The organism is Phenylobacterium sp., from assembly GCF_030645195.1.
Classification (GTDB): Bacteria; Pseudomonadota; Alphaproteobacteria; order Caulobacterales; family Caulobacteraceae; genus Phenylobacterium.
On record NZ_JAUSLW010000093.1, the window covers coordinates 17,741 to 38,998 of the forward strand.

At 68.6% G+C, this 21,258-nt stretch carries 26 protein-coding genes; 18 read left to right on the plus strand and 8 right to left on the minus strand.

What is annotated here, in order from left to right:
- Positions 1-54: 54 nt before the first annotated feature.
- Complete coding sequence (locus Q7T09_RS08490) at positions 55-288, plus strand: hypothetical protein (RefSeq protein WP_304699167.1); 234 nt, start codon at positions 55-57, stop codon at positions 286-288.
- On the opposite strand, the gene Q7T09_RS08495 is transcribed toward Q7T09_RS08490, so the two are convergent.
- Together Q7T09_RS08495 and Q7T09_RS08500 are read right to left on the minus strand one after the other, a co-directional pair.
- Positions 285-1,187 carry an alpha/beta hydrolase gene (locus tag Q7T09_RS08495; RefSeq protein ID WP_304699168.1) on the minus strand — a complete coding sequence of 301 codons (903 nt, stop codon included), beginning with the start codon at positions 1,185-1,187 and terminating at the stop codon, positions 285-287. The two genes, Q7T09_RS08490 and Q7T09_RS08495, sit on opposite strands and share 4 nt — an antisense overlap.
- A gap of 110 nt (positions 1,188-1,297) precedes the next feature.
- Entirely contained in the window at positions 1,298-3,640 is a 2,343-nt protein-coding gene (locus Q7T09_RS08500) for a DUF3553 domain-containing protein (protein WP_304699169.1), read from the minus strand.
- Between the two features lie 119 nt (positions 3,641-3,759).
- On the opposite strand from Q7T09_RS08500, the gene Q7T09_RS08505 reads away from it, so the two are divergent.
- Together Q7T09_RS08505 and Q7T09_RS08510 are read left to right on the plus strand one after the other, a co-directional pair.
- Entirely contained in the window at positions 3,760-3,942 is a 183-nt protein-coding gene (locus Q7T09_RS08505) for a hypothetical protein (RefSeq protein ID WP_304699170.1), read from the plus strand.
- 2 nt (positions 3,943-3,944) lie between these two features.
- Positions 3,945-4,160 (plus strand): hypothetical protein, encoded by a 216-nt coding sequence (locus tag Q7T09_RS08510; protein ID WP_304699171.1) that lies wholly within the window; start codon positions 3,945-3,947, stop codon positions 4,158-4,160.
- 6 nt (positions 4,161-4,166) lie between these two features.
- Here Q7T09_RS08510 and Q7T09_RS08515 read toward each other — a convergent pair whose 3' ends face one another.
- Complete coding sequence (locus tag Q7T09_RS08515; protein ID WP_304699172.1) at positions 4,167-4,376, minus strand: ribbon-helix-helix domain-containing protein; 210 nt, start codon at positions 4,374-4,376, stop codon at positions 4,167-4,169.
- A gap of 135 nt (positions 4,377-4,511) precedes the next feature.
- Here Q7T09_RS08515 and Q7T09_RS08520 point away from each other — a divergent pair, with 135 nt between their 5' ends.
- Entirely contained in the window at positions 4,512-5,273 is a 762-nt protein-coding gene (locus Q7T09_RS08520; RefSeq protein ID WP_304699173.1) for a Coq4 family protein, read from the plus strand.
- Here the strand turns inward: Q7T09_RS08520 and Q7T09_RS08525 are convergent.
- The 4 genes from Q7T09_RS08525 to Q7T09_RS08540 form a co-directional block, all read right to left on the minus strand.
- Positions 5,270-5,449 carry a DUF4169 family protein gene (locus Q7T09_RS08525; protein ID WP_304699174.1) on the minus strand — a complete coding sequence of 60 codons (180 nt, stop codon included), beginning with the start codon at positions 5,447-5,449 and terminating at the stop codon, positions 5,270-5,272. The genes Q7T09_RS08520 and Q7T09_RS08525 overlap by 4 nt on opposite strands.
- Positions 5,446-6,333 (minus strand): DUF6807 family protein, encoded by an 888-nt coding sequence (locus tag Q7T09_RS08530; protein ID WP_304699175.1) that lies wholly within the window; start codon positions 6,331-6,333, stop codon positions 5,446-5,448. Before Q7T09_RS08530 ends, Q7T09_RS08525 begins: the two co-directional genes overlap by 4 nt.
- An 82-nt stretch (positions 6,334-6,415) precedes the next feature.
- Positions 6,416-6,940, minus strand: coding sequence for an orotate phosphoribosyltransferase (gene pyrE / locus Q7T09_RS08535; protein WP_304699176.1), 525 nt, complete (start codon positions 6,938-6,940; stop codon positions 6,416-6,418).
- A gap of 2 nt (positions 6,941-6,942) precedes the next feature.
- Complete coding sequence (locus Q7T09_RS08540) at positions 6,943-8,145, minus strand: pyridoxal phosphate-dependent aminotransferase (RefSeq protein ID WP_304699177.1); 1,203 nt, start codon at positions 8,143-8,145, stop codon at positions 6,943-6,945.
- A gap of 253 nt (positions 8,146-8,398) precedes the next feature.
- Between Q7T09_RS08540 and Q7T09_RS08545 the strand changes: the two genes are divergently transcribed.
- The 12 genes from Q7T09_RS08545 (at position 8,399) to modA (ending at position 17,437) form a co-directional block, all read left to right on the plus strand.
- Positions 8,399-8,818, plus strand: coding sequence for a hypothetical protein (locus Q7T09_RS08545; protein ID WP_304699178.1), 420 nt, complete (start codon positions 8,399-8,401; stop codon positions 8,816-8,818).
- Entirely contained in the window at positions 8,796-9,203 is a 408-nt protein-coding gene (locus Q7T09_RS08550; RefSeq protein WP_304699179.1) for a hypothetical protein, read from the plus strand. Before Q7T09_RS08545 ends, Q7T09_RS08550 begins: the two co-directional genes overlap by 23 nt.
- 90 nt (positions 9,204-9,293) lie before the next feature.
- Positions 9,294-10,013, plus strand: coding sequence for a TVP38/TMEM64 family protein (locus tag Q7T09_RS08555; protein WP_304699180.1), 720 nt, complete (start codon positions 9,294-9,296; stop codon positions 10,011-10,013).
- Positions 10,014-10,032: 19 nt separating this feature from the next.
- On the plus strand, positions 10,033-10,293 hold the full coding sequence (locus Q7T09_RS08560; protein ID WP_304699181.1) for a CopG family ribbon-helix-helix protein: 261 nt from the start codon (positions 10,033-10,035) through the stop codon (positions 10,291-10,293).
- Positions 10,290-10,577: a type II toxin-antitoxin system RelE/ParE family toxin gene (locus tag Q7T09_RS08565; protein WP_304699182.1), complete on the plus strand. Its 288-nt coding sequence runs from the start codon at positions 10,290-10,292 to the stop codon at positions 10,575-10,577. Before Q7T09_RS08560 ends, Q7T09_RS08565 begins: the two co-directional genes overlap by 4 nt.
- 3 nt (positions 10,578-10,580) lie before the next feature.
- Positions 10,581-11,201, plus strand: a complete 621-nt coding sequence (locus Q7T09_RS08570; RefSeq protein ID WP_304699183.1) for a glutathione S-transferase family protein — start codon at positions 10,581-10,583, stop codon at positions 11,199-11,201.
- Positions 11,202-11,416: 215 nt separating this feature from the next.
- Positions 11,417-13,012: a 2-isopropylmalate synthase gene (locus Q7T09_RS08575; protein ID WP_304699184.1), complete on the plus strand. Its 1,596-nt coding sequence runs from the start codon at positions 11,417-11,419 to the stop codon at positions 13,010-13,012.
- A 159-nt stretch (positions 13,013-13,171) separates the two neighbouring features.
- On the plus strand, positions 13,172-14,056 hold the full coding sequence (locus Q7T09_RS08580) for a DMT family transporter (RefSeq protein ID WP_304699185.1): 885 nt from the start codon (positions 13,172-13,174) through the stop codon (positions 14,054-14,056).
- 47 nt (positions 14,057-14,103) lie between these two features.
- The gene (locus Q7T09_RS08585) at positions 14,104-14,922 is read left to right on the plus strand and encodes a phytanoyl-CoA dioxygenase family protein (RefSeq protein WP_304699186.1); all 819 of its coding nucleotides are present in this window, start codon (positions 14,104-14,106) and stop codon (positions 14,920-14,922) included.
- Between the two features lie 33 nt (positions 14,923-14,955).
- Complete coding sequence (locus Q7T09_RS08590) at positions 14,956-15,801, plus strand: protein phosphatase 2C domain-containing protein (RefSeq protein ID WP_304699187.1); 846 nt, start codon at positions 14,956-14,958, stop codon at positions 15,799-15,801.
- 44 nt (positions 15,802-15,845) lie between these two features.
- Positions 15,846-16,646 (plus strand): TOBE domain-containing protein, encoded by an 801-nt coding sequence (locus Q7T09_RS08595; protein ID WP_304699188.1) that lies wholly within the window; start codon positions 15,846-15,848, stop codon positions 16,644-16,646.
- Between the two features lie 5 nt (positions 16,647-16,651).
- On the plus strand, positions 16,652-17,437 hold the full coding sequence (modA, locus tag Q7T09_RS08600; RefSeq protein WP_304699189.1) for a molybdate ABC transporter substrate-binding protein: 786 nt from the start codon (positions 16,652-16,654) through the stop codon (positions 17,435-17,437).
- Between the two features lie 123 nt (positions 17,438-17,560).
- On the opposite strand, the gene Q7T09_RS08605 is transcribed toward modA, so the two are convergent.
- Positions 17,561-19,084 (minus strand): ABC-F family ATP-binding cassette domain-containing protein, encoded by a 1,524-nt coding sequence (locus Q7T09_RS08605; protein ID WP_304699190.1) that lies wholly within the window; start codon positions 19,082-19,084, stop codon positions 17,561-17,563.
- 206 nt (positions 19,085-19,290) lie between these two features.
- Here Q7T09_RS08605 and Q7T09_RS08610 point away from each other — a divergent pair, with 206 nt between their 5' ends.
- Positions 19,291-20,709, plus strand: a complete 1,419-nt coding sequence (locus Q7T09_RS08610) for a sensor histidine kinase (protein WP_304699191.1) — start codon at positions 19,291-19,293, stop codon at positions 20,707-20,709.
- Positions 20,710-20,922: 213 nt separating this feature from the next.
- On the plus strand, positions 20,923-21,258 hold a 336-nt coding region (locus tag Q7T09_RS08615; protein ID WP_304699192.1), incomplete at its 3' end, for a rod shape-determining protein.

Below are 21,258 nucleotides of genomic sequence, written 5' to 3' on the forward strand. Positions count from 1 at the left end.
GTCTTGCGCTGAGCCTCCGGCGCGATTGCGCGCGCCGACCGACTGGAGACCGCCATGACCCCTCGTGTTCCCGAGACCGACGACCCGATCTCCTGGATCGCCCTCCTGGCCGTCCAGGCGCTCAACGCTGTCGGCCTGGTGCTGACGATCGCGGCCTGGCCGCTCCTGGCCCTGGCCGACGGGCTGCGGCGTCCGACCCTGGTGACCATCGAGGTCGCGCCCGAACACCTGCCGAGACAGTCGGTGGCCCCGACACCCTATCTGCGCGAGCTCCGCCTAGCGGCCTAGACTCCTTCGCGGGCCCGCGTCGTGGCCCGCTCGATCAGGTCGGCAATGCGCGGAATGAGCTGGGCGGGGAGGTCATGGCCCATGCCCGGGATGACGTGCAGCTCCGCGCCGGGGATCACCGCGGCGGTGTCGTGGCCGCCCTCAACCGGAACCAGGGGATCGGCGCCGCCGTGGATCACCACGGTAGGGACGCTGATGGCAGCCAGGGCCGCGCGACGGTCGCCGCTGGCCACGATGGCCGCCATCTGGCGGCTGCGGCCGACGGGATAGTAGGCGCGCCGGGCGTCGGCGCGGATTCGCTCGGCGAGGATCTCGTCCGGGGTCGGATAGGCCGGGCTGCCGATCACCTTCTGGCTCTCGATGCCGTTCCAGATGTGCTTGTCCAGGTTCTCGGCCGGGTCGACGGCCGGCTTGGTGAGGGCGGCCATGGCCTCGGGCTTGGCCGGGGGCAGGGCGGGATTGCCGGTGGTGGACATCACCGAGACCAGGGACAGCACCTTCTCGCCGTGGTTGGCCGCCACCATCTGGGCGATCATGCCGCCCATGGAGGCGCCGACGATGTGGGCCCGCTCGATCCCCAGGGCGTCGAGCAGGCCGGCGCTGTCGGCGGCCATGTCGTTCAGCAGGTAGGGGACCTCCGGCGTCTGGCCGCTCATCAGGGCGGTGTAGACGGCGGTCATGTCCGGCTCGCCGTGGTCGTGGCAGCGGTGGGAGAGGCCGACGTCGCGGTTGTCGTGCACGATGACCCGGTAACCGCGGCCGGTGAGCTCGCGGATGAACTGCGGAGACCAGCGGGTCATCTGGGCGCCGAAGCCCATGATCAGCAGGATCACCTCGCCCTTTTCCGGCCCGTAGACGGCGTATTCGAGGGGGATGCCGTTGGCGATGATCTGGGGCATGCGGCCCTCCCGAACGTCTCAAGTAATGGGCGATCACCCTGGGGGCGAACCGGGCGCCGGGCAAGGGCGGCGGTGGCCGCATCCCTTCGCCGGGGCGCGGGGCGGGCCCTTCAACCCTTCTCGACGAATGAGTCGATGACCTTCTTCTCGCCGGCCTTTTCGAAGGCGACGGTGAGCTTGTTGCCGTCGACGCCCTTCACCTGGCCGTAGCCGAACTTCTGGTGGAAGACGCGATCGCCGCGCTTGTAGTCGCTGGCCGCCGAGCTCTCGGCCACCAGCCGGCCCTCGCCCTCGATGACCTGCTGCCGGCCCGGATGGCTGCCCTGGTAGCCGCGGGCCTGGGCCCGCTGCCAGCCGGGGGAGGAATAGCCGGAGCCGAAGGCGGGCGTCGCGTCCCAGGTGCTGCCGTGCTGCTGCTGCATGCCGGGGCCGCCGCCGTAATAGCCGGTCTCCGAGGAGGCCTCGACATTGGCCAGCGGCAGTTCGTCGACGAAGCGGCTGGGGAGCTGGCTGGTCCAGCGGCCATAGACCATGCGGTTGGCGACGAAGGAGATCCGCGCCTCCTCCCTCGCCCTGGTGATGCCGACATAGCCGAGGCGACGTTCCTCCTCGAGGCCCTTCTCGCCGCTCTCGTCCATGCTGCGTTGGGAGGGGAAGACGCCTTCCTCCCAGCCGGGCAGGAAGACCAGGGGAAACTCCAGGCCCTTGGCGGCGTGCAGGGTCATGATCTGCACCGCGTCGGCCTGGGGCCCGCGGTCCATGTCCATCACCAGGGAGACGTGCTCCAGATAGGATTGCAGGTCGTCGAAGGCGTTCATCGACTGGACGAGCTCCTTCAGGTTCTCCAGGCGGGTCTGGGCGGTGGGCGTCTTGTCCAGGCGCAGGGCGTCGGTATAGCCGCTCTCCTCCAGGATCTGCTCGGTGAGCCGGGCGTGGTGCAGAGTCTGGGCCTGGGCGCGCCAGCGGTCGAGGTCGCGCAGGAAGTTGGAAAGCGCCGTGCGGGTGCGCGCCGCCAGCTCATCGGTCAGCACCACCTCGCGGGCCGCGGTCATCACCGGCACGCCATTCAGCCGGGCGATCTGCAACAGCTTCTGGACGGTGGTGTCGCCGATCCCGCGCTTGGGAACATTGACGATGCGCTCGAAGGCCAGGTCGTCGTCCGGCGACTGGATCAGCCGCAGATAGGCGTGGGCGTCGCGGATCTCGGCCCGCTCGAAGAACCGGGGGCCGCCCACCACCGTGTAGGGGATGGAGAGCAGGACGAAGCGCTCCTCGAAGGCGCGCATCTGGAAGGAGGCGCGCACCAGTATGGCCATGTCGCGGTACTTGCGGGGGTCCTTCTCGGTCCCGCCCTTGTGGGCGCGCTCGATCTCGTCGGCGATCAGCCGGCTCTCGGCCTCGCCGTCCCAGACCCCGCGGACGATGACCTTCTCGCCGCCGTTCTGCTCGGTCCACAGGGTCTTGCCCAGGCGGCCCTTGTTGGCGGAGATCAAACCGCTGGCGGCGGCCAGGATGTGGCTGGTGGAGCGGTAGTTGCGTTCCAGGCGGATCACCGTCGCGCCGGGGAAGTCGCGCTCGAAGCGCAGGATGTTGTCCACCTCGGCGCCGCGCCAGCCATAGATGGACTGGTCGTCGTCGCCGACGCAGCAGACGTTCTGGCTGGCCTGGCCCAGCAGGCGCAGCCACAGGTACTGGGCGACGTTGGTGTCCTGGTACTCGTCCACCAGGATGTAGCGGAAGCGGCGGTGGAACTCGGCCAGCACCTCCGGCTGGGTCATGAAGATGGTCAGGTTGTGCAGCAGCAGGTCGCCGAAGTCGCAGGCGTTCAGCACCCGCAGGCGCTCCTGGTAGAGGCGGTAGAGGGCCGGACCCTTGCCGACGGCGAACTCGCGGCCCTCGTTGGCGGGCAGGCGGTCGGGGGTCCAGCCGCGGTTCTTCCAGTGGTCGATGAGGCCGGCCAGCGTCTTGGGCGTCCAGCGCTTGGCGTCGACGTTTTCGGCTTCCAGCACCTGCTTGATCAGGCGTTCCTGGTCGTCGGTGTCGAGGATGGTGAAGTTGGACTTCAGTCCCACCAGCTCGGCGTGGCGGCGCAGCACCTGGGCGGCGACCGAGTGGAAGGTGCCCAGCCAGCGAAGGCCCTCGGCCTGGGGCCCGATGATGGCGGTGATCCGCTCGCGCATCTCGCGGGCGGCCTTGTTGGTGAAGGTGACCACCAGCAGTTCCCACGGCTTGGCCTTGCCGGTGGCCAGGATGTGGGCCAGGCGCGTGGTGAGCACCCGGGTCTTGCCGGTGCCGGCGCCGGCCAGGACCAGGACCGGGCCCTCGGTGGCCTCGACGGCCGCCCGCTGCTCGGGGTTCAGCCCCTCCAGATAGTCGGGACCGCGCACGCGGGCGAGATCGCTGACGCGCGGGGCGGGGAGGGGGGCATCTTCGAACGAGTCATAGGACGACATTGGAACATATGTAGCACAGGGCGAGGCCGACTTAAGGGCCGTCGCGCCGCAATCTCCGCCCACGGAACCGGCTCGACCGGGGTTCGTTGTGCTGCCGACACAAATCTAGGGAGGCTTTCGTGGCTGAGAATTCTGGCAATGGTTCGAACCCGGTCCTGGCCTTCATCGTGGGCGGCCTGCTGGTCGTGGTCGCGGTGATCGCCTTCATGATGTATTCTGGCGGCGGCTTCGGACAATCCAAGAGCGTGGATGTGAACATCAAGGCGCCTGACATCTCCATGCCGGCCAAGCCGGCGGGCTAGGCATGGCCCAGAACTCCAATGGCGCCGGCCCCTGGCTGGCCTTCCTGGTGGGCGGACTGATCGTGGCGGTCGCCGTCATCGGCTACTTCGTCTATGCGGGCCGCCAGGCCGCGCCTGACCTCGCCAAGAGCGTCGATGTGCATGTGAGCCTGCCCAAGGCTCCGCCGATGCCGGAGGGCCCCAAGCTGCCCGACATGCCGATCCCGGTTCCGAAGTAGGAGTCTCTACCCCTTCGAGAAGGTCAGGGCCGCGACCCGGCAGGCCGAGGCCAGGGGGCGGTCGCCGCGGGTCTCGTCCAGGCGGGCGATGAGGCCGGCCAGACTGAGGGCCTGATCGCGCGCCATCTCCTCCAGCACCGCCCAGAACTCGGGCTCCAGCGCCATGGAGGTGGCGTGGCCGGCCAGCAGGATCGAGCGTTTACGCAGTCTGGGCATCTGGATCCTAGTCTCGGGCCTCGCGGCTGCGATGCAACCGTCTTCTGACGGTTCGGGGCACGCAAAAATGGAGACTTGCCAAAAAATGACGCTGGCGTCATCTTCGATCCAAGCTCCGTTCCAAAGGTCCCTCCCATGACCGCCGCCGTCGTCGATCTCAAGCCCGCCCAGCCGCTGGAAAAGCCCCGCCTGCAGTGGGGCGCGGCCCTGCGCGCCCTGCGGCGCCTGCTGAACGACAAGGAGGACACCGGCCAGGTGTTCGAGATCATGCGGGCCCTGAACGGGACCGCCACCCGGGACGGCTACGACCGGCTGCTGACCACCGTGCAGGGCGGGCGCATCGCCTATGAGCGGGCCGAACTGGCCCCCAAGCTGATGGATGACGCCTGGCTCGACAGCTTCGCGCCGGGGACCGTCGGCGCCTCCTATCGCGACTTCGTGCGCAGCGAGCAGCTGTCGGCCGAGGGCCTGGCCGAGGTCAGCCGCCTGGGGGAGAAGGGCGTCGACCTGCAACATCCCTATGCCTGGTTCGGCCGCCGCACCCGCGACGTCCACGACATCTGGCACATCCTGTCGGGCTATCACCGCGACGGCCTGGGGGAGGCCTGCCTGGTGGCCTTCTCCTACGCCCAGACCGGCGGCCTGGGCTGGGCCCTGATCGGGGTCGGGGCGGCGTACCGCACCCGCAAGGGCGACCAGCCCTACGCCCGGGCCATCTGGCAGGGTTACCAGCGTGGCAAGGCCGCGGCCTGGCTGCTGGGGGAGGACTATGAGCGCCTGCTCAACGAGCCCCTGGAGGCCGCCCGCAGGCGGCTGAACATCACCCCGGCGACGCTGTACAACGCCATCCCGGTGGCGGCGCGGGACTGGTCCACGCCGATGGCGATGGCGGCCTAATCCTTCTCGCGCTTGGCGCCGTCCAGCAGGCGGACGACCTTCTCGGTTTCCGCCTTGGTCACGGCCTGCTGCCCCTTGGTGCGGCCGAACTTCACGCGGTTGGCGGCCGCCTGGGCCTTGTCGGCCTCGCGGACCTTGGCCTTCCGCGCCTTGTTGAAATTGACGATGTCGTTCATCGCGCCGCGCTCTCCCGGGGCTGGATGACCACGGTGGACTCGAGGTGGAGAGGCCGGCCAACCGGCACGGCGTAGGGCGCGCGGCCGGGGAAGACGCAGTTCTGCATGGAGAGCTCGCGTCGCAGGATCCAGCGGGTGAGGGGCTCGCCCTGCGCCTTGCAGGCCAGGCCCACGGCCCAGGGCGGATAGGCCGCCCCCACCGGCCAGGCGAAGCCCATGGCCGGCCCGGCGGCCACCGCGCCGACCTCGGGTTTCACGCTCTCGCCGCGAGAGGCGAAGTTCAGGCGGTCGGGCTGGACCAGGCGCATGGAAAAGCCGCCATAACCCTTCACGTCGTCGCTGCCCCCCAGGGACAGGCCGTCGACCCGGGCGGTGATGGTGGTGTCGAACTCGATCCTCTGGCCCGCGGTCGCAGCCGGGCGGACGGTGACCCTGGTCTGCTCGCGGGCCACATAGATCAGGTCGTCCCTGGAACTGACGATCCAGTCGACGTCGAGGGTGAGCACCCCCGACCCGTCCGGCTGGCCCTGGAACTTGGTCCCGCGGACGAAGAAGGTCAGGCCCTGCATGAACCAGCCGTCGGCCACCACCTCGTCGCCCAGGCGGACCTGGCGCCACCCCCAGAACAGGCCACGATCCTCGGGATGGTCGGCGGGGCGGTCCTGCGTCAGCACCGTCCCGTCGGGCGCGTAGAGCGGATGGACATAGTTGAGGCGGCCGGGCTCGGCCGGGTCGTTGGTCCGGGTGCGGTAGACCAGCACCGTGCGGCCATTGTCGGTGAGGGTGACGCTGTCGGGGGCCAGCTTTGCGTCGATGGCCGCCTGGGCGGTCCCGGCGGTCGACAGCATCAGCAGGGCGGCGAGGGCGGAGGCGAGCTTGGTCATGGCTCCAGCCTAGCTTCCCCGGCCCGCCTCCGCATCCGCTCTGTGGCCGCCGGGGATTAAAACGGCGCCATGAAGTCGGGCTCTACGCCTCCAGGTCTTCCTTCCGGAAGGCCGCATATAGCGGCGCGGCGAGGCCCTCGATGCGGGGCTCGCCCTCGCCGCGCCAGAGGGTGCAGACCACGGCGGTCAGCACCGCCCCGGCGTCGGCCAGATGGACCGCCGCGTCGCGCACGGCGCCGCCGGTGGAAATCACATCCTCGATCATCACCACGCGGCGGCCTTTGACGTCGGCGCCCTCGACCGCCAGGCAGGTTCCGTAGGTCTTGGCCTGCTTGCGCACGAAGCAGAGGGGCAGGCCGCTCAGCAGCGACATGGCCGTGGCGATGGGCACGCCGCCCAGTTCCACGCCCGCCAACACCTCGGTGTCCGCCGGCAGCAATGGGACCATCGCCTGGGCGACCCGTCGCAGCAGGGCGGGGTCGGCCTCGAAGCGGTACTTGTCGAAATATTCGGTCGCCACCACCCCCGACCGCAGGACAAAGGATCCCCGCAGCCGGGCGACGGCGTTGATGTCGGCCGCCAGGGCCTGCTTGGCCGCGGCGTCCATGCCTATTTCAGCGAGGCGCAGAAGCGCTGGATGCGCCCGCAGGCGTCCTCCAGCACGCTGTTGGCCGTGGCGTAGCTGATGCGGAAGAAGGGCGAGAGGCCGAAGGCGGCGCCGAACACCACCGACACGCCCTCCTGCTCCAGCAGCTCGACGGCGAAGTCGGCGTCGCTGGCGATCACCTTGCCGCTCGCGGTCGTCTTGCCGATCAGCTTCTCCACCGACGGATAGACGTAGAAGGCGCCTTCCGGGGTGGGGCAGTGCAGGCCGGTGGCCTGGTTGAGCATGGAGACCACCAGGTCGCGGCGCTGTTCGAACAGCTTGGCGTTGGGCTTGATGAAGTCCTGCGGGCCGTTCAGGGCCTCCACCGCCGCCCACTGCGAGATGGAGGAGGGGTTGGAGGTGGTCTGGCTCATGACCTTGGCCATCAGCTTGATCAGTTCCTCGGGTCCGGCGGCGTAGCCGATCCGCCAGCCGGTCATGGCGTAGGCCTTGGAGACCCCGTTCATGGTGAGCGTGCGGTCGTAGAGGCCCGGCTCCACCTGGGCGATGGTCCAGAACTGGAAGTCGCCGAACACCAGGTGCTCGTACATGTCGTCGGTGAGGATCCAGACGTGCGGGTGGCGCATCAGGACGTCGGCGATCGCCTTGAGCTCGGCCTTGGTATAGGCCGCGCCAGAGGGGTTGGACGGCGAGTTGAGGAAGACCCAGCGGGTCCTCGGCGTGATGGCGGCCTCAAGGTCGGCCGGCTGCAGCTTGAAGCCGGTGGCCGCGCTGGTGGGCACGGCCTTGGGCTCGCCGCCGGCCAGCAGGACGATGTCCCAGTAGCTGACCCAATAGGGCGTGGGGATGATCACCTCGTCGCCGGGCGACAGGGTGGAGATCATGGCGTTCCAGATCACCGGCTTGCCGCCGGGGGAGACGTTCACCTGGGACGTCTTGTAGGTCAGGCCGTTCTCGCGCTGGAACTTGCCGACGATGGCTTCCTTCAGCTCCACGATGCCGTCGACATTGGTGTACTTGGTCTTGCCGTCGCGGATCGCCTTGATGGCGGCTTCCTTGATGTTGTCGGGGGTGTCGAAGTCGGGCTCGCCGGCGGCGAGCGAAATCACGTTCCGGCCCTGCGCCTTGAGTTCGCGGGCTTTCGCGTCCGCCGCCAAGGTGGCGGAGGGCTTCACGCGAGACAGCGCGGCGGATTCGAGCGACATGGCGGGTCAACTCCCGGTCGAAGGTTTAAGAGGAACGGGGCGGGGTGTAGCCGAAGGGGCTGCGAAGGCAAAGCCGCGAACGTGAGCGCGCAACGGTTCCGGCCACCGGATTGGCGTCAGGGTCACACATAGGCTTTGTGCTCGCCTCGGCCCGCCGCGAATTCGACAGATAATTGTTCTTGATTTGTTCTCATTCCTGATAGCCTGAGGCCGCGCTCGGTACGAGCTGGGCGGTTGAAATGGGATGGCGGACATGACGCACGGGTTCAAAGAGAACCAAGTCCAGAATGCTGGGTGGAATCGTGGAGATGGCGACCAGGAGATCGGCCCCATCGACCTGGCTCTGAACGTCTTCCAAAAGAAGGCCGTCAAAGCGCTCATGAAATCGTCAGGCGCGGATAAGAACGTCCAAAGGGCGCTACGGGAGATTTCGGGCGGCGAATTCTCCAGCGCTGAGTTGGAAGCGCTTGAGGATCGTGTCCTGGATCGGGCCACGCGCGAAGACGTGGGCAGCCTCTTTGGAATCCAGGTGACGAAGCCGTTTTCGGTGAGCCCCAGACAGAAGGCGACAATCGATGGCCTGTTCGGCAAGCTGGGCGGCGATCCGCTCGCCGAGAAAGCTCGGACCGCCTACGGGAGGGCGCTGAAGAATGGCAAAGTTCGGGTTCGCTGAGGCTCCTGCCAAGGCCGCCGTCATTCCACGCTGGACGATCGGTCTCTTGTTCTGTGTCGGCTACGTGCTCACCCTCGTTGGGTGGGGCGGGCGCGAGTGCGGCATAGCCTGTAACGCTGGGCAGGGCGTCGCCGGCTTCCTGGAGTGGTACGTCTTTCCCTATTCGCTCTTCTGGGCGCTCGTTCCGGCGGTGCATGCGCGCGAAGTTTCGAACGCCATCATCCTTGCGGTTGGCATTGGCGCATACTTGGCGCTTCGGCGGCTTGTTCCACCCAAGCTGAGCGTGCGTCAATTCGGGGTGGTTTTAGGAGGCTGGGCTCTTCTGTGTGTCGCGCTCCTGCCACTCTATCTCGTTGCATTTCATCTCTACTATGGAACCAAATGATCGGCGGCGCACGGTCGGGCCGGTGACCGGGCGCCTCTGCGCGGGCTGAACCCGTCTTGACCCTCAGGCGGCGATAGGCGAGGGCAGGCCATGCGCCGCCTCTTCCGCTTCGTGACCGAGATGGACGCCCAGGCGTGGCGGACCGTGGGGGTGTCCTTCGTCCTGTTCGGCGGGGTGGGGATCGTCTTCCTGTTCGGCGCCCAGGTGCTGGGCTTCAGCGGCGAGGCCACGGTGGAGCAGTGGCTGGGCTCGGCCAGCGGCGCCTGGGCCCTGCCGACGGCGGTGGCGGCCTTCGCCCTGCTGGCCTTCATCGGCGTGCCGCAGTTCATGCTGATCGCCGCCGCCGTGGTGGCCTTCGGGCCCTGGACCGGCTTCGCCTACAGCTGGATCGGGACCATGGTGTCGTCCCTGGTGGGCTTCTATCTGGGCCGGTTCGCCGGCGCCAAGGCGCTGCAGACCCTGTCGGGCGAGAGCATGCAGCGGTTCATGGGCCTGGTGGGGCGTAACGGCTTCCTGGCCAGCCTGATCGTGCGGCTGGTGCCCTCGGCGCCCTTCATCGTCGTCAACATGGCCGCGGGCGTCACGCCCATGCGGGTGGTGTCCTTCGCCGCCGGCACCGCCCTGGGCATCATCCCCAAGATCGGGCTCACGGCCTTCGCCGGCAACTCCATCGTCCAGGCGATGAAGGGCGGCAGCCTGAAGCACGTGGCCTGGCTGGTGGCGGTGGCGGCCCTGTGGATCGGCATCGGCTGGTTCGCCCGGCGGTGGCTGAAATCGCGGGAAGCTGACAATGAGGTCGCCGAGAGCTAGGCTCCGGTCCGGAGGAGACATGACTGTGCATGTGACCCTTGAACTTACCGATGAGCAGAAGGCGCGGTTGGACGACCTCGCGCGCCTTCAGGATTCTCCGGTCGAGGCCCTGCTCATGGACGCCGTTGAGCGCGTTCTGGATCACGACGCCTGGTTCCGCGCCGAGGTGCAGAAGGGTCTCGATGACCTTCGCGAGGGCCGCACGGTTTCTCACGAGGAGGTCCTGGCCGAGAGCCAGGCGCGACGTGAAATGCTCCTGGCCAGGAAGGCCGCGCGTTGAAGGTCGTCTGGGCCGATAGCGCCCGGAGCGACCTCGGCCGCATCGTTCTCCACATCGCCGAGGATAATGTCGACGCCGCCCTGCGCATGGAGGACAGGATCCAGTCGACGGTCGCCCGCCTGGACGCCATGCCGTTGCGAACCCGTCCGGGACGCTTGAGCGGCACGCGGGAGTTGGTGGTGACCGGGACGCCCTATGTCGTTGTCCTGGAGATCACAGATGAGGTGGTGGGTGTCGTGCGCGTGCTACACGGCGCGCAGGCGTGGCCGCCGCAGGAGTCCTGATCCATGCTGAAACTCTACTCCTTCCCCGGCACGGTCAGCCTGGCGGTGCATATCGCCCTTGAGGAAGCCGGCGCCGACTACGAGCTTGTCCCGGTGGACTTCCTGACCAACGCGCAGCGCTCGCCCGAATACCTGGCCATCAATCCCAAGAGCCGGGTGCCGGCGCTGGTGACGGAGCGCGGGGTGCTGACCGAGGCGCCGGCTCTGATGACCTATGTGGCGCAGAGTTTCCCGCAGGCCGGCCTTGCGCCCCTGGACGACCCCTTCGCCTTGGCCCAGGTCCAGGCGTTCAACACCTATCTCTGCGCCACGGTCCATGTGGCCGCGGCCCACCGCCACCGCGGCTATCGCTGGGCCGACGATCCGGCCGCCATCGCCGATATGCGCCGCAAGGCGCCCCTGAACGTCGCCGAGCACTTCGAGCTGATCGAGGCCGAATACCTGGCCGGGCCCTGGGTCATGGGGCAGGCCTATACGATCTGCGACCCCTATCTCTACACCGTGGCGGGCTGGCTGAAGCGCGACGGGATCGAAATCGACCGCTTCCCGAAGGTGGCCGCCCATTTCGCCCGCATGGGCGAGCGGCCGGCGGTGAGGAAGGTTCTTGCTCAACTGGCCGCCTGAGGGGGTCCAGACGCAAGACTCTTGCGGTGAAGCCGCGGATTCTATAGATCGTCTACCCATGCGATCGCATCTGCACAGCCAGCTTCTTCTTACGCTGGGGCTTAGCCGCCCCTGGGCGCCCCTTTAGGCTGCGCATCTTCGCGGCCGGGCGCTTCAGGGGATGACCCCGACGTCCGAGCCTTCTAAAACACCCCCGCGAAGAATGAAGTGATCCCATGACCGTATCCCCCGCCGACCAGGCCACCGCCAACGACTCGACCCGCAAGGACAGCGACCGGGTCATCGTCTTCGACACCACCATGCGCGACGGCGAGCAGTCGCCCGGCGCCTCGATGTCGCTGGACGAGAAGCTGGAACTCGCCAAGATCCTGGAGGAGATGCGCGTCGACGTGATCGAGGCCGGCTTCCCCATCGCCTCCAACGGCGACTTCGAGGCGGTCCTGAAGATCTCCGAGATCGTCACCGAGAGCACGGTCTGCGGCCTGGCCCGCGCCGGCGTCGCCGACATAGAGCGCTGCGCCGAGGCGATCCGGCCGGCCAAGCGCGGCCGCATCCACACCTTCATCTCCACCAGCCCGGTGCATATGAAATGGAAGCTGCAGATGGAGCCGGAGGCGGTGCTGGACGCGGTGAGCCGGTCTGTCACCCATGCCCGCAATCTCTGCGACGACATCGAGTGGTCCGCCGAGGACGCCACCCGCACCGAGCGTGACTTCCTGCGCCGTTGCGTCGAGGCGGCGATCAAGGCCGGCGCCACCACCATCAACATCCCCGACACCGTCGGCTACACCTATCCGTCCGAATATGCCGAGATCTTCCGCGACCTGATCGAGAACGTGCCCGGCGCGGACAAGGTGATCTTCTCCACCCATTGCCACAACGATCTGGGCCTGGCCGTGGCCAACAGCCTGTCGGGCGTGCAGGGCGGGGCGCGCCAGGTCGAGGTGGCCGTGAACGGCATCGGCGAGCGCGCCGGCAACGCCGCCCTGGAAGAGGTCGTCATGGCCCTGAAGGTGCGCGGCGACCGTCTGCCCTATTTCACCGGCGTCGATCCCCAGCACATCACCCGCGCCAGCCGCTATGTCTCGGCGATCACCGGCTTCCCGGTGCAGTTCAACAAGGCGATCGTCGGCAAGAACGCCTTCGCCCACGAGGCCGGCATCCACCAGGACGGGATGCTCAAGAACGCCGAGACCTATGAGATCATGAAGCCCGAGGATGTCGGCCAGGGCGGCTCGAATCTGGTCATGGGCAAGCACTCCGGCCGTCACGCCTTCCGCGAGAAGCTGAAGGCCCTGGGCTATGAGTTGGGCCAGAACGCCCTGAACGAGGCCTTCCAGCGCTTCAAGGACCTGGCCGACAAGAAGAAGCACGTCTTCGACGACGACCTGGTGGCCCTGGTGGACGACGCCCTGGCCAGCGGCGCCGACCGCATCCAGGTCAAGCATCTGCGCGTGATCGCCGGCACCGAGGGGCCGCAGCAGGCGGAACTGACCGTGGCGGTCGACGGGGTCGAGAAGTCTGGCTCGGCCACCGGTGACGGTCCGGTGGACGCGGTGTTCAACGCCATCCACGAGGCCGTGCCCCACACCGCCATCCTGCGGCTGTTCCAGGTGCACGCCGTCACCGAGGGCACCGACGCCCAGGCCCAGGTCTCGGTGCGTCTGGAAGAGGACGGCCACATCGCCACCGGCCAGGCCGCCGACACCGACACCCTGACCGCCTCGGCCAAGGCCTATGTCAACGCGCTCAACAACCTCTTCGCCCGCAAGGAAAAGAGCGCGCCGGACGCCATCGCGTCGGGGTTCTGACGCCTCACCAACGTGTGTCATCCCGGTTTCCGCGGAGCGGAAGACCGGGACCCATAGTCACCGATTTTGCCGGCAAGCCCCGCGCGTCTGGGGCCCGGACAAGCCGCGTGCGCGGCTTTCCGGGATGACAGCGGAGGTGTGTCCGGCTGAGGACCTCCTATGCTCTGGATCGTTCTGACCGCGGCGGCCGCGCCGCTGCAGGTGGCGCGCAATGCGCTGCAGCGCGGCCTGGTGGGGGACGCCGGACCCTGGGGCGCGACCCTGGTGCGCTTCCTGTTCGGCCTGCCGTTCTCGCTGGCGATCTTCGCGGTGGTGGCCCTTTCGACGCCGCAGGCCGATCCGCACCTGTCGGCGCGGTTCGTCATCGCCGTGACCGCCGGCGCCATCGCCCAGGTCAGCGCCACGGCGGCCCTGCTGATGGCCATGCGCCATTCCGGCTTCGCGGTGGCGACCTTCATGCAGCAGGCCTCCCTGCCGATCGCCGCCATCATGGGTTACGCCCTGTTCGGCGACCATATGAGCGCCGTCCAGTGGGCGGGGCTGGCGGCCACCACTGTGGGCCTGCTGGTGCTGTCCTGGCCCAAGGGGGAAGCCGCCGTGGCCGGGGCGCTGAACGGTTCGATGTTCGGCCTGGCGTCGGGGGTGGCCTTCGCCGTGGCGCTCAACGGCTATCGCCAGGCCGGCATGGCGCTGGAGCCCCTGCACCCGATCTATTCGGCGACGGCGGCGCTGTGCGTCGCCCAGACCCTGCAGTCCATCGTGCTGAGCGCCATCCTGGCGCTCACTCGGCCACAGGCCCTGCGCTCGGTGGCGGGATCGTGGAAGCAGTCCCTGGGGGCGGGCCTCTGCGGCACGGTGGCCTCGGCCTGCTGGTTCTCCGCCCTGGCGCTGGCGCCGGCCGGCCAGGTCCGCGCCATCGGGGTGATCGAGGGGCCCATCGCCGCGGCGGCGGGGCGCAGGCTGTTCAAGGAGAAGCTGACCCTGGCCCAGATCGCCGGCGGCTCGGCCACGGCCATCGGCGTGGTGATGACAGCCCTGGGGTAGGGCGGTCTATGCTGAGTCATCCGCCGACAGAGCGGGGAGGGAACACCATGGCCTTTGACGCCGACACCCACACCGAACGGCTGCACCGCGACGGCTACACGGTGATCGAGGACTTCTGTGACTCAGATACGCTGGCGGCCATCCGCCGGGGCCTGGCGCCGCACATGAGCACGCACCGGGGCCGCAACGACTTCGAGGGGTTTGCGACCGAGCGGGTCTACACCCTGGTGGCGCGGGGCCGGGTGTTCGAGCGGGTGACCGAGGATCCGCGTGTCCTGGCCCTGCTCGACCGCTTCCTGCAGCCCGGCTACCTCCTCTCGGCCAGCCAGGCGATCTGCATCTATCCCGGCGAAAGCGCCCAGGCGGTCCACACCGACGACGGCTTCTATCGGCAAAGGCGTCCCCGGCCGCCGGCCTCGATGAGCGTGATCGCGGCGGTGGACGAATTCACGCAGGACAACGGCTGCACCGAGGTGATCCCCGGCAGCCACCTGTGGAGCGACGAGGCGGTGGCGGCGCTGACGCCTGCCGACCTGCCGGGCCTGCTCAAGCCCATGGTCATGCCGGCCGGGGCGGCCATCGTCTTCCAGGCCACCCTGCTGCACCGGGGCGGCGCCAATCGCAGCGCCGCGCCGCGCCAGGCCTTCACCAACCAGTATTGCGAGCCCTGGGGCCGGACCCAGGAGAACTTCTTCCTCGGCGTGCCCCGCGAGCTGGTGAAGACCATGTCGCCCCGCCTCCAGCGCCTGCTGGGCTACGACATCTGGCCGCCCTTCATGGGCCACGTGACGGCGTCGCATCCGGCCAAGACCCTTGAGGACGGCTATGTGCCCCCGGTGCTGGTGGACCGGGTGGTCGAGGGCTAGGGACAGGAGCGTCGTGGGGCGCGAGGGGGGCATATGAGACTGAGCGTCATCGAAGCGTTGTGCGAGCCGTCGGCGGCCCACAACGAGGACGCCTGGGGCCGGTCTGGCGAGGCGGTCTGGGTGCTGGACGGCGCAACGGGCATCGGTGATCGGCCACATCTTTCAGGCCCGACGGATGCGGCCTGGTTCGCGGAGCGGATAAACAGCGAACTGGTTGAGGCCCTGGCGGCGGCGGGGGATATCGGCGCGGCCCTGAACCGCGCCGTCGAGGCGGTCCGTCAGGCGGCGACGCCTCTCTGTGACCTCGATAGTCTGCCGAACTTCGAACTGCCCTGCGCCAGCTTCACCCTGGCGCGGGCTGTCGGCGAGACCGCGCTGGAGTTCGCCAATCTGGGAGACTGCCGCCTGGCCTGGCGCGTGGGGCAGGGACCGGTGGCGACCTTCGGGACCTCGGGGGTCACCGAACTGGACGCCCGAATGGAACGGCTGGTCGCGGAAAATCTGGCGCGGGGCCTGACGCTGGAAGAGGTCGGGGCCGCCGCCAAGGCGCTGGCCCGCGAGCACCGCAAGCTGATCAACATCCCTGAAGGCTACTGGATCCTGGATATCAGCGGCGCAGGCGTGCCCCACCTTCAGTTGGAAATCCTGCAGGCTCGGGAGCCGATGGACGTCCTGCTGATGAGCGACGGCTTTTCCCGGCTGGTGGATGTCTACGGCCGCTACGACTACGACTCGCTGCTCGCCGCCGTCCTGAACCGTGGCCTGGCGCCCCTCTATGCAGAACTCCGCGCCATCGAGGCGGGCGACCCCGAGTGTCGAACCTTCGCTCGCAACAAGACGCGTGACGACGCCACGGCGGTGCTGTTGCGGTTCGCCTGAGCAAGGCGTTATGTAGTCGAACTACATAACGTGAGTCCCCGCCCTTGGCCGCCCTGCACACCCTGACCGCCGCCCTGTCCCTGCGCCGCGATGGCGCGCGGGTGGGCGGCGAGCGCATCGCCCTGCTGGAGGCCATCGGCGCGGTGGGCTCCATCAGCAAGGCGGCCCAGCAGCTTGGGCTCTCCTACAAGGGCGCCTGGGACGCGGTGCAGGCCCTGAACAACCTGTTCGAGGCGCCGCTGGTGACCACCCAGGCCGGGGGTAAGGCGGGGGGCGTCGCCTTCCTGACCCCGCGCGGCCGGGCGGTGATCGCCGCCTTCCACCGGGTGGAGGCCGAGCTGGGCGCGGCCCTGGCGCGGCTGGAGGCCAGCCTGGCCGACGCCCCCGACGACGATCTCGGCGCCCTGTTCTGGAGTCTCGGCATGAAGACAAGCGCCCGCAACGCCCTGCGGGGCGTGGTCAGCCACGTCAGCGACGGAGCGGTGAGTTCCGAGGTGTCGCTGAAGATCGCCGAGGGCCTGGAGATCGTCGCCGTGGTCACCCGTCACAGCGTCGCCGAGCTGGACCTCGCCCCCGGCAAGCCGGCCATCGCCCTGATCAAGTCCAGCTTCGTCACCCTGGCGGTGGGGGAGGGCCTGCGCACCTCGGCCCGCAACCAGCTTCGCGGCCAGGTCCTGGCCCGCGAGGACGGGGCGGTGAACACCGAGGTCACCCTGAGCCTGGCCGACGGCAAGAGCCTGACGGCCACCATCACCCGCGAGAGCGCCCAGGCGCTGGACCTGAAGCCGGGCGACCCGGTCACCGCGCTGGTCAAGGCGCCGCACGTCATCCTGGCGGTGGAGTAGGGCTCATGGGTCTCGCCGTGACGCTTACCCGCCGGATCGCCATCCTCGCCGCCGCCTGGATGCTAATCGCCGCCCCGGCGCTCGCCGCCGACAAGCCGGTCACCGTCTTCGCCGCCGCCTCCCTGAAGAACGCCCTGGACGAGGTGGGCGCGGTCTATGTCGCCCGCACCGGCGGGGAGGCGCGGTTCGCCTATGCCGGCTCCTCGGCCATCGCCCGGCAGATCGAGCAGGGGGCGCCGGCCGACATCTACATCTCCGCCGACGGCGACTGGATGGACTATCTGGCCGGCAAGAAGCTTGTCGTGGCCGCCAGCCGCCGCGACCTGCTGACCAATCACCTGGCCCTGGTCGCGCCGGCCGCTTCCAAGGTGAGGCTGAAGATCGGCAGGGGCATGCCGCTGGTCAAGGCGCTGGGCGCGGGCCGCCTGGCGCTCGCCGGCCCCGACGTGCCGGCGGGCAGGTACGCCAAGGCCTCCCTCACCAGCCTCGGGGTCTGGGACAGCGTCTCGGGCCGGCTGGCCCAGGCCGAGAACGTCCGCGCGGCCCTGCAGTACGTGGCGCGCGGGGAGAGCCCGCTGGGGATCGTCTACGATACCGACGCCAAGGTGGAGCCCAAGGTGCGGATCGTCGGCCTGTTGCCCGAGGCCAGCCATCCGCGCATCGTCTATCCGGCCGCCCTGGTGGCGGGGACGAGGAACCCCCAGGCGGGCGCCTTCCTGAGCTTCCTCAGCGGCCCGGAGGCGGGGGCGGTGTTCAGGAAGTATGGGTTCACGGTGCTGGAGCGGAAATAGAAGACTACTCCCTCCCCTTCATGGGGAGGGTGGACGGCGGAACGCCGGACGGGGGAATGCCGGCCAGACTCCCCCACCCGGATCGCTGCGCGATCTGTCCCTCCCCATGAAGGGGAGGGAGGGCTATTGAGCCTCGAAGAATTCGTCCGGCCCCTCGACCTCCACCAGCTTGCCGCGCCGGATCTCCACGAACCGGTTGGCCGCCGCTCGGGTGAAGTAGCGGTCGTGGGAGACGAACAGGCAGGCGACGTCGGAGCCCTCCAGCTGGGCCTCCAGGTCCTCCTGGCCCTCGATGTCCAGGTGGTTGGTGGGTTCGTCCAGCAGGTAGAGGTTGGGCTTGGCCAGCCGCATCTTCAGGAAGGTCAGGCGCGCCCGCTCCCCGTGGCTGAGGTCGGCGATCGGGCCCTTGATGCGGTGATAGGGGAAGCCCGCCTTGGCCAGCAGGGCGTTGGCGTCCTTGGCCGTGGCCCCGTCCACGGCGGTCAGATAATCCAGCAGGCTGGTCCTCAAGGGCAGCTCGGCCATCTTCTGGTCGAAATAGACCAGGCGGGCCTGGGGATTGAAGCGCACCGGCGCCTGGCCGTCATAGTGCTCCTGGTCGGGGTCGTAGGCCCGGGCCAGGGCGTTGAGCAGCATCGACTTGCCGGCCCCGTTGACGCCGAGGATGGCGATGCGGTCGCCGGCCGCCACGTTCAGCCGGTCGATGGTGAACAGCTTGCGGCTGCCGTCGGGCACGGTGACCGTGTGGCCGTGCACCCGCAGGGCCACCTTGGCGTCGATCTCGCCGTCGTGCAGCTCCAGGCGGCGTTCGCGGGCCGTGTAGCTCTCGGTGCGTTCGGTCTCGATGCGGTCGATGCGCTTCTCGGTGGCCTTGGCGCGCTTGTGGAACTTGTCGTTCTTCACGCCCCAGATCCGGTAGCGCGCAGCCATTTTCTCCAGCCGCTCGATCTCCTTGCCCTCCAGCTGCCGGCGCACAGCGTCGGCGGCGTCGCGGTGCAGCAGCTGCTCGCGGGCCCGGCTGAAGGGCACGCTGAAGGAATGCGCGCCATCGGAGCGCAGGAAGATGGTCCGGGTGGTGGTCCGCTCCAGGAACTCCCGGTCGTGGCTGACGATCAGCATGGGCAGGCGGTCGTCGTCGGCCAGCCAGCTCTCCAGGGTGTTGATGTTGGAGAGGTCCAGGTGGTTGGTGGGCTCGTCGAGGATCAGCAGGTCCGGCTCGGCCAGCTTGGCCGCCGCGGCGATCAGCATCAGCCGCTGCCAGCCGCCGCTGAGCGACCCGAAGGTCTGTTGGGCGGTCTCGTAGCTGACCCCGATCTCGTCCAGCAGGACGTCGACCTTCCAGTCCTCGCCGCCGTCGGTGAGGGGCAGGGCGCTTTCCAGCACCTCGCGCAAGGTCTTGTCGGCCAGGCCCGGCGGCACGTCCTGCGGGACATAGCCGATCTTCAGCCCGCGGGACTTGATGATCTGGCCTTCGTCCAGCTCAAGCTCCCCCAGCAGGCACTTGAGAAGGGTGGACTTTCCGGCCCCGTTCTCGCCCACCAGGGCGGTGCGGGCGGCGTCCAATTGCAGGGACACGCCCTCGAAGACGCGGCTGGCCCCGTAGTAGAACCGGGCCTTCTCGACGCCGAGGACCGCCAGACCGGACATGTGAGCGCCCTCCGGCCGCAAGCTTCGGCGGGTTCATAGGGTGAAACGGCCCGGAATGCTGTGCCCGCGAGGAAACAAGTTCGCAGGTTTCGTCCGAATGCCTCAAAAATTTCCCCGACTCGGCGGAACTTTCGGCGGTCCCGCCGATTTGAGGCATGTGCCGCGGGGAACTCTGAGCTTCATGCGGACGCCGACGGGGGATGTTCATGCATGATTTGCGCGAGCTGGCGGGCGCCACGTCGTCCTCGGGCTTGCAAAGTGCTTTCCGGTCCTGGTCGGCGTTGCTCGAACGCCTGCCGATCGGCGTCTATGTCTGCGATCGTCAGGGCCTGTTGATCAATCACAACCGCCGCGTCGGCGAGCTTTGGGGCCGGGTCGTCGTCAGCGGCGACGGCCTCACCCGCTACTGCGGCGCCCAGCGGGCGTTCGACGCCAAGGGCGAACCGCTCAATCTCGAAGACTCGCCCATGGCCCGCGTGCTCCGCACGGGCGAGCCGGTGCGCGATTGCGAGATCATCATCGAGCAGCCGGACGGGGCGCGCCTGACCCTGCTGTCCAACGTCGAGCCCCTGTTCGACGAGACCGGCGACCTGGTGGGGGCGGTAAACTGCGTCCAGAACATCACCGAGTTGCGCATGGCCCGCGACCAGCTGCGGGAAAGGGCGGGCTGGGGCCGCCGGATTGTCGAGCATTCCCCCATCGCCATCTACACCACCGACGGCGACGGCCGCCTAATGAGCTTCAACTCCGCCGCCGCCGAGCTCTGGGGCCGCACGCCGGTGATCGGCGAGGACCGCTGGTGCGGCAGCCACGCCCTCTATCACCCGGACGGGGCGCCCATGCCCCTGGGGGAGTGTCCGATGGCCCAGGCGGTCCGCAGCGGGCAGCCGGTGGAGGGGGCCGAGACGATCTTCGAGCGGCCGGACGGCAGCCGCGGCGCCGTTCTCGCCTATCCGACCCCCCTGGTGGGGAGCGACGGCAAGGTGGCGGGCGCGATGAACATGCTGGTGGACATCAGCGGCCGCAAGGCCGCCGAGGACCTGCAGAAGTCGCTGCTGGACGAGCTGAACCACCGGGTGAAGAACACCCTGGCCACCGTCCAATCCCTGGCCGCCCACAGCTTCCGGGAAGACCGCGATCCCAACGAGGTGCGCCAGGCCTTCGAGGCCCGGTTGATGGCCCTGAGCCACGCCCACAACCAGCTCGCCGCTCGCAACTGGGAAGCCGCCGACCTCACCCAGATCGCCGAGGCGGTCCTGGCGCCCTATCACGACGCCGACGGTCGGCTGGCGCCCCAGGGCCCCTCGACGCACCTGTCGGCGCCGGCCGCCGTGACCCTGGCCATGGTGCTGCACGAGCTGGCCACCAACGCCTTGAAGTACGGAGCGCTCTCGCGTCCGGAGGGTCGGCTCTCGGTCCGCTGGGACACGACCCCCGACGGCGAGGTGCGGCTGGTCTGGCGCGAGTCGGGCGGCCCGACCGTCCATTCGCCCTCGCGGCGGGGTTTCGGCGTGCGCTTCATCGAGGGCGCCCTGACCCGGGAAATGGCCGGCAAGGCGGACTTTGAATTCGCCCCGGATGGCCTGTGTTGCACCATCTCCTTCCGCCGCGCCGCGTCCGATTGAGTTGCGCTACTCCAGGTAGTATTCTCGTCATAGCCACGCGGATGAGCGGCGTTTGTCATTAAGCCTTGAAATCAACCCATTGGCAGGGCACACGCATGGGGTCCTGCAAGCGAAGACTGGAGTGCTGGGCGGCTTGATTCGATGAGCCGCCAGTGGTGGTGGTCCAGGTTTCGCAGACCCGCAGTCACCGTTCCCCACCCTCCAGGGCTCTGCATGATCTCGTCCCTCTTCGGCGCCATCTCCAACGACATCGCCATCGACCTCGGCACCGCCAACACCCTCATCTACATGAAGGGCAAAGGCATCGTGCTGAACGAGCCATCGGTGGTGGCGCTGCGCAATGTGGGCGGCCGCAAGATCGTCCACGCCGTGGGCATAGAGGCCAAGCAGATGCTGGGCCGCACCCCGGGCCACATGGAGGCCATCCGCCCCATGCGCGACGGGGTCATCGCCGACTTCGAAGTCGCCGAGGAGATGATCAAGTACTTCATCCGCAAGGTTCACAACCGCAAGGGCTTCGTGAACCCCAAGGTCATCGTCTGCGTGCCG

Coding starts and splice junctions, on each gene's coding strand:
- Q7T09_RS08490 (WP_304699167.1), top strand. CDS start 55: ATGACCCCTCGTGTTCCCGAGACCGACGACCCGATCTCCTGGATCGCC.
- Q7T09_RS08495 (WP_304699168.1), bottom strand. CDS start 1,187: ATGCCCCAGATCATCGCCAACGGCATCCCCCTCGAATACGCCGTCTAC.
- Q7T09_RS08500 (WP_304699169.1), bottom strand. CDS start 3,640: ATGTCGTCCTATGACTCGTTCGAAGATGCCCCCCTCCCCGCCCCGCGC.
- Q7T09_RS08510 (WP_304699171.1), top strand. CDS start 3,945: ATGGCCCAGAACTCCAATGGCGCCGGCCCCTGGCTGGCCTTCCTGGTG.
- Q7T09_RS08515 (WP_304699172.1), bottom strand. CDS start 4,376: ATGCCCAGACTGCGTAAACGCTCGATCCTGCTGGCCGGCCACGCCACC.
- Q7T09_RS08520 (WP_304699173.1), top strand. CDS start 4,512: ATGACCGCCGCCGTCGTCGATCTCAAGCCCGCCCAGCCGCTGGAAAAG.
- Q7T09_RS08525 (WP_304699174.1), bottom strand. CDS start 5,449: ATGAACGACATCGTCAATTTCAACAAGGCGCGGAAGGCCAAGGTCCGC.
- Q7T09_RS08530 (WP_304699175.1), bottom strand. CDS start 6,333: ATGACCAAGCTCGCCTCCGCCCTCGCCGCCCTGCTGATGCTGTCGACC.
- pyrE (WP_304699176.1), bottom strand. CDS start 6,940: ATGGACGCCGCGGCCAAGCAGGCCCTGGCGGCCGACATCAACGCCGTC.
- Q7T09_RS08540 (WP_304699177.1), bottom strand. CDS start 8,145: ATGTCGCTCGAATCCGCCGCGCTGTCTCGCGTGAAGCCCTCCGCCACC.
- Q7T09_RS08545 (WP_304699178.1), top strand. CDS start 8,399: ATGACGCACGGGTTCAAAGAGAACCAAGTCCAGAATGCTGGGTGGAAT.
- Q7T09_RS08550 (WP_304699179.1), top strand. CDS start 8,796: ATGGCAAAGTTCGGGTTCGCTGAGGCTCCTGCCAAGGCCGCCGTCATT.
- Q7T09_RS08555 (WP_304699180.1), top strand. CDS start 9,294: ATGCGCCGCCTCTTCCGCTTCGTGACCGAGATGGACGCCCAGGCGTGG.
- Q7T09_RS08560 (WP_304699181.1), top strand. CDS start 10,033: ATGACTGTGCATGTGACCCTTGAACTTACCGATGAGCAGAAGGCGCGG.
- Q7T09_RS08570 (WP_304699183.1), top strand. CDS start 10,581: ATGCTGAAACTCTACTCCTTCCCCGGCACGGTCAGCCTGGCGGTGCAT.
- Q7T09_RS08575 (WP_304699184.1), top strand. CDS start 11,417: ATGACCGTATCCCCCGCCGACCAGGCCACCGCCAACGACTCGACCCGC.
- Q7T09_RS08580 (WP_304699185.1), top strand. CDS start 13,172: ATGCTCTGGATCGTTCTGACCGCGGCGGCCGCGCCGCTGCAGGTGGCG.
- Q7T09_RS08585 (WP_304699186.1), top strand. CDS start 14,104: ATGGCCTTTGACGCCGACACCCACACCGAACGGCTGCACCGCGACGGC.
- Q7T09_RS08590 (WP_304699187.1), top strand. CDS start 14,956: ATGAGACTGAGCGTCATCGAAGCGTTGTGCGAGCCGTCGGCGGCCCAC.
- modA (WP_304699189.1), top strand. CDS start 16,652: ATGGGTCTCGCCGTGACGCTTACCCGCCGGATCGCCATCCTCGCCGCC.
- Q7T09_RS08605 (WP_304699190.1), bottom strand. CDS start 19,084: ATGTCCGGTCTGGCGGTCCTCGGCGTCGAGAAGGCCCGGTTCTACTAC.
- Q7T09_RS08610 (WP_304699191.1), top strand. CDS start 19,291: ATGCATGATTTGCGCGAGCTGGCGGGCGCCACGTCGTCCTCGGGCTTG.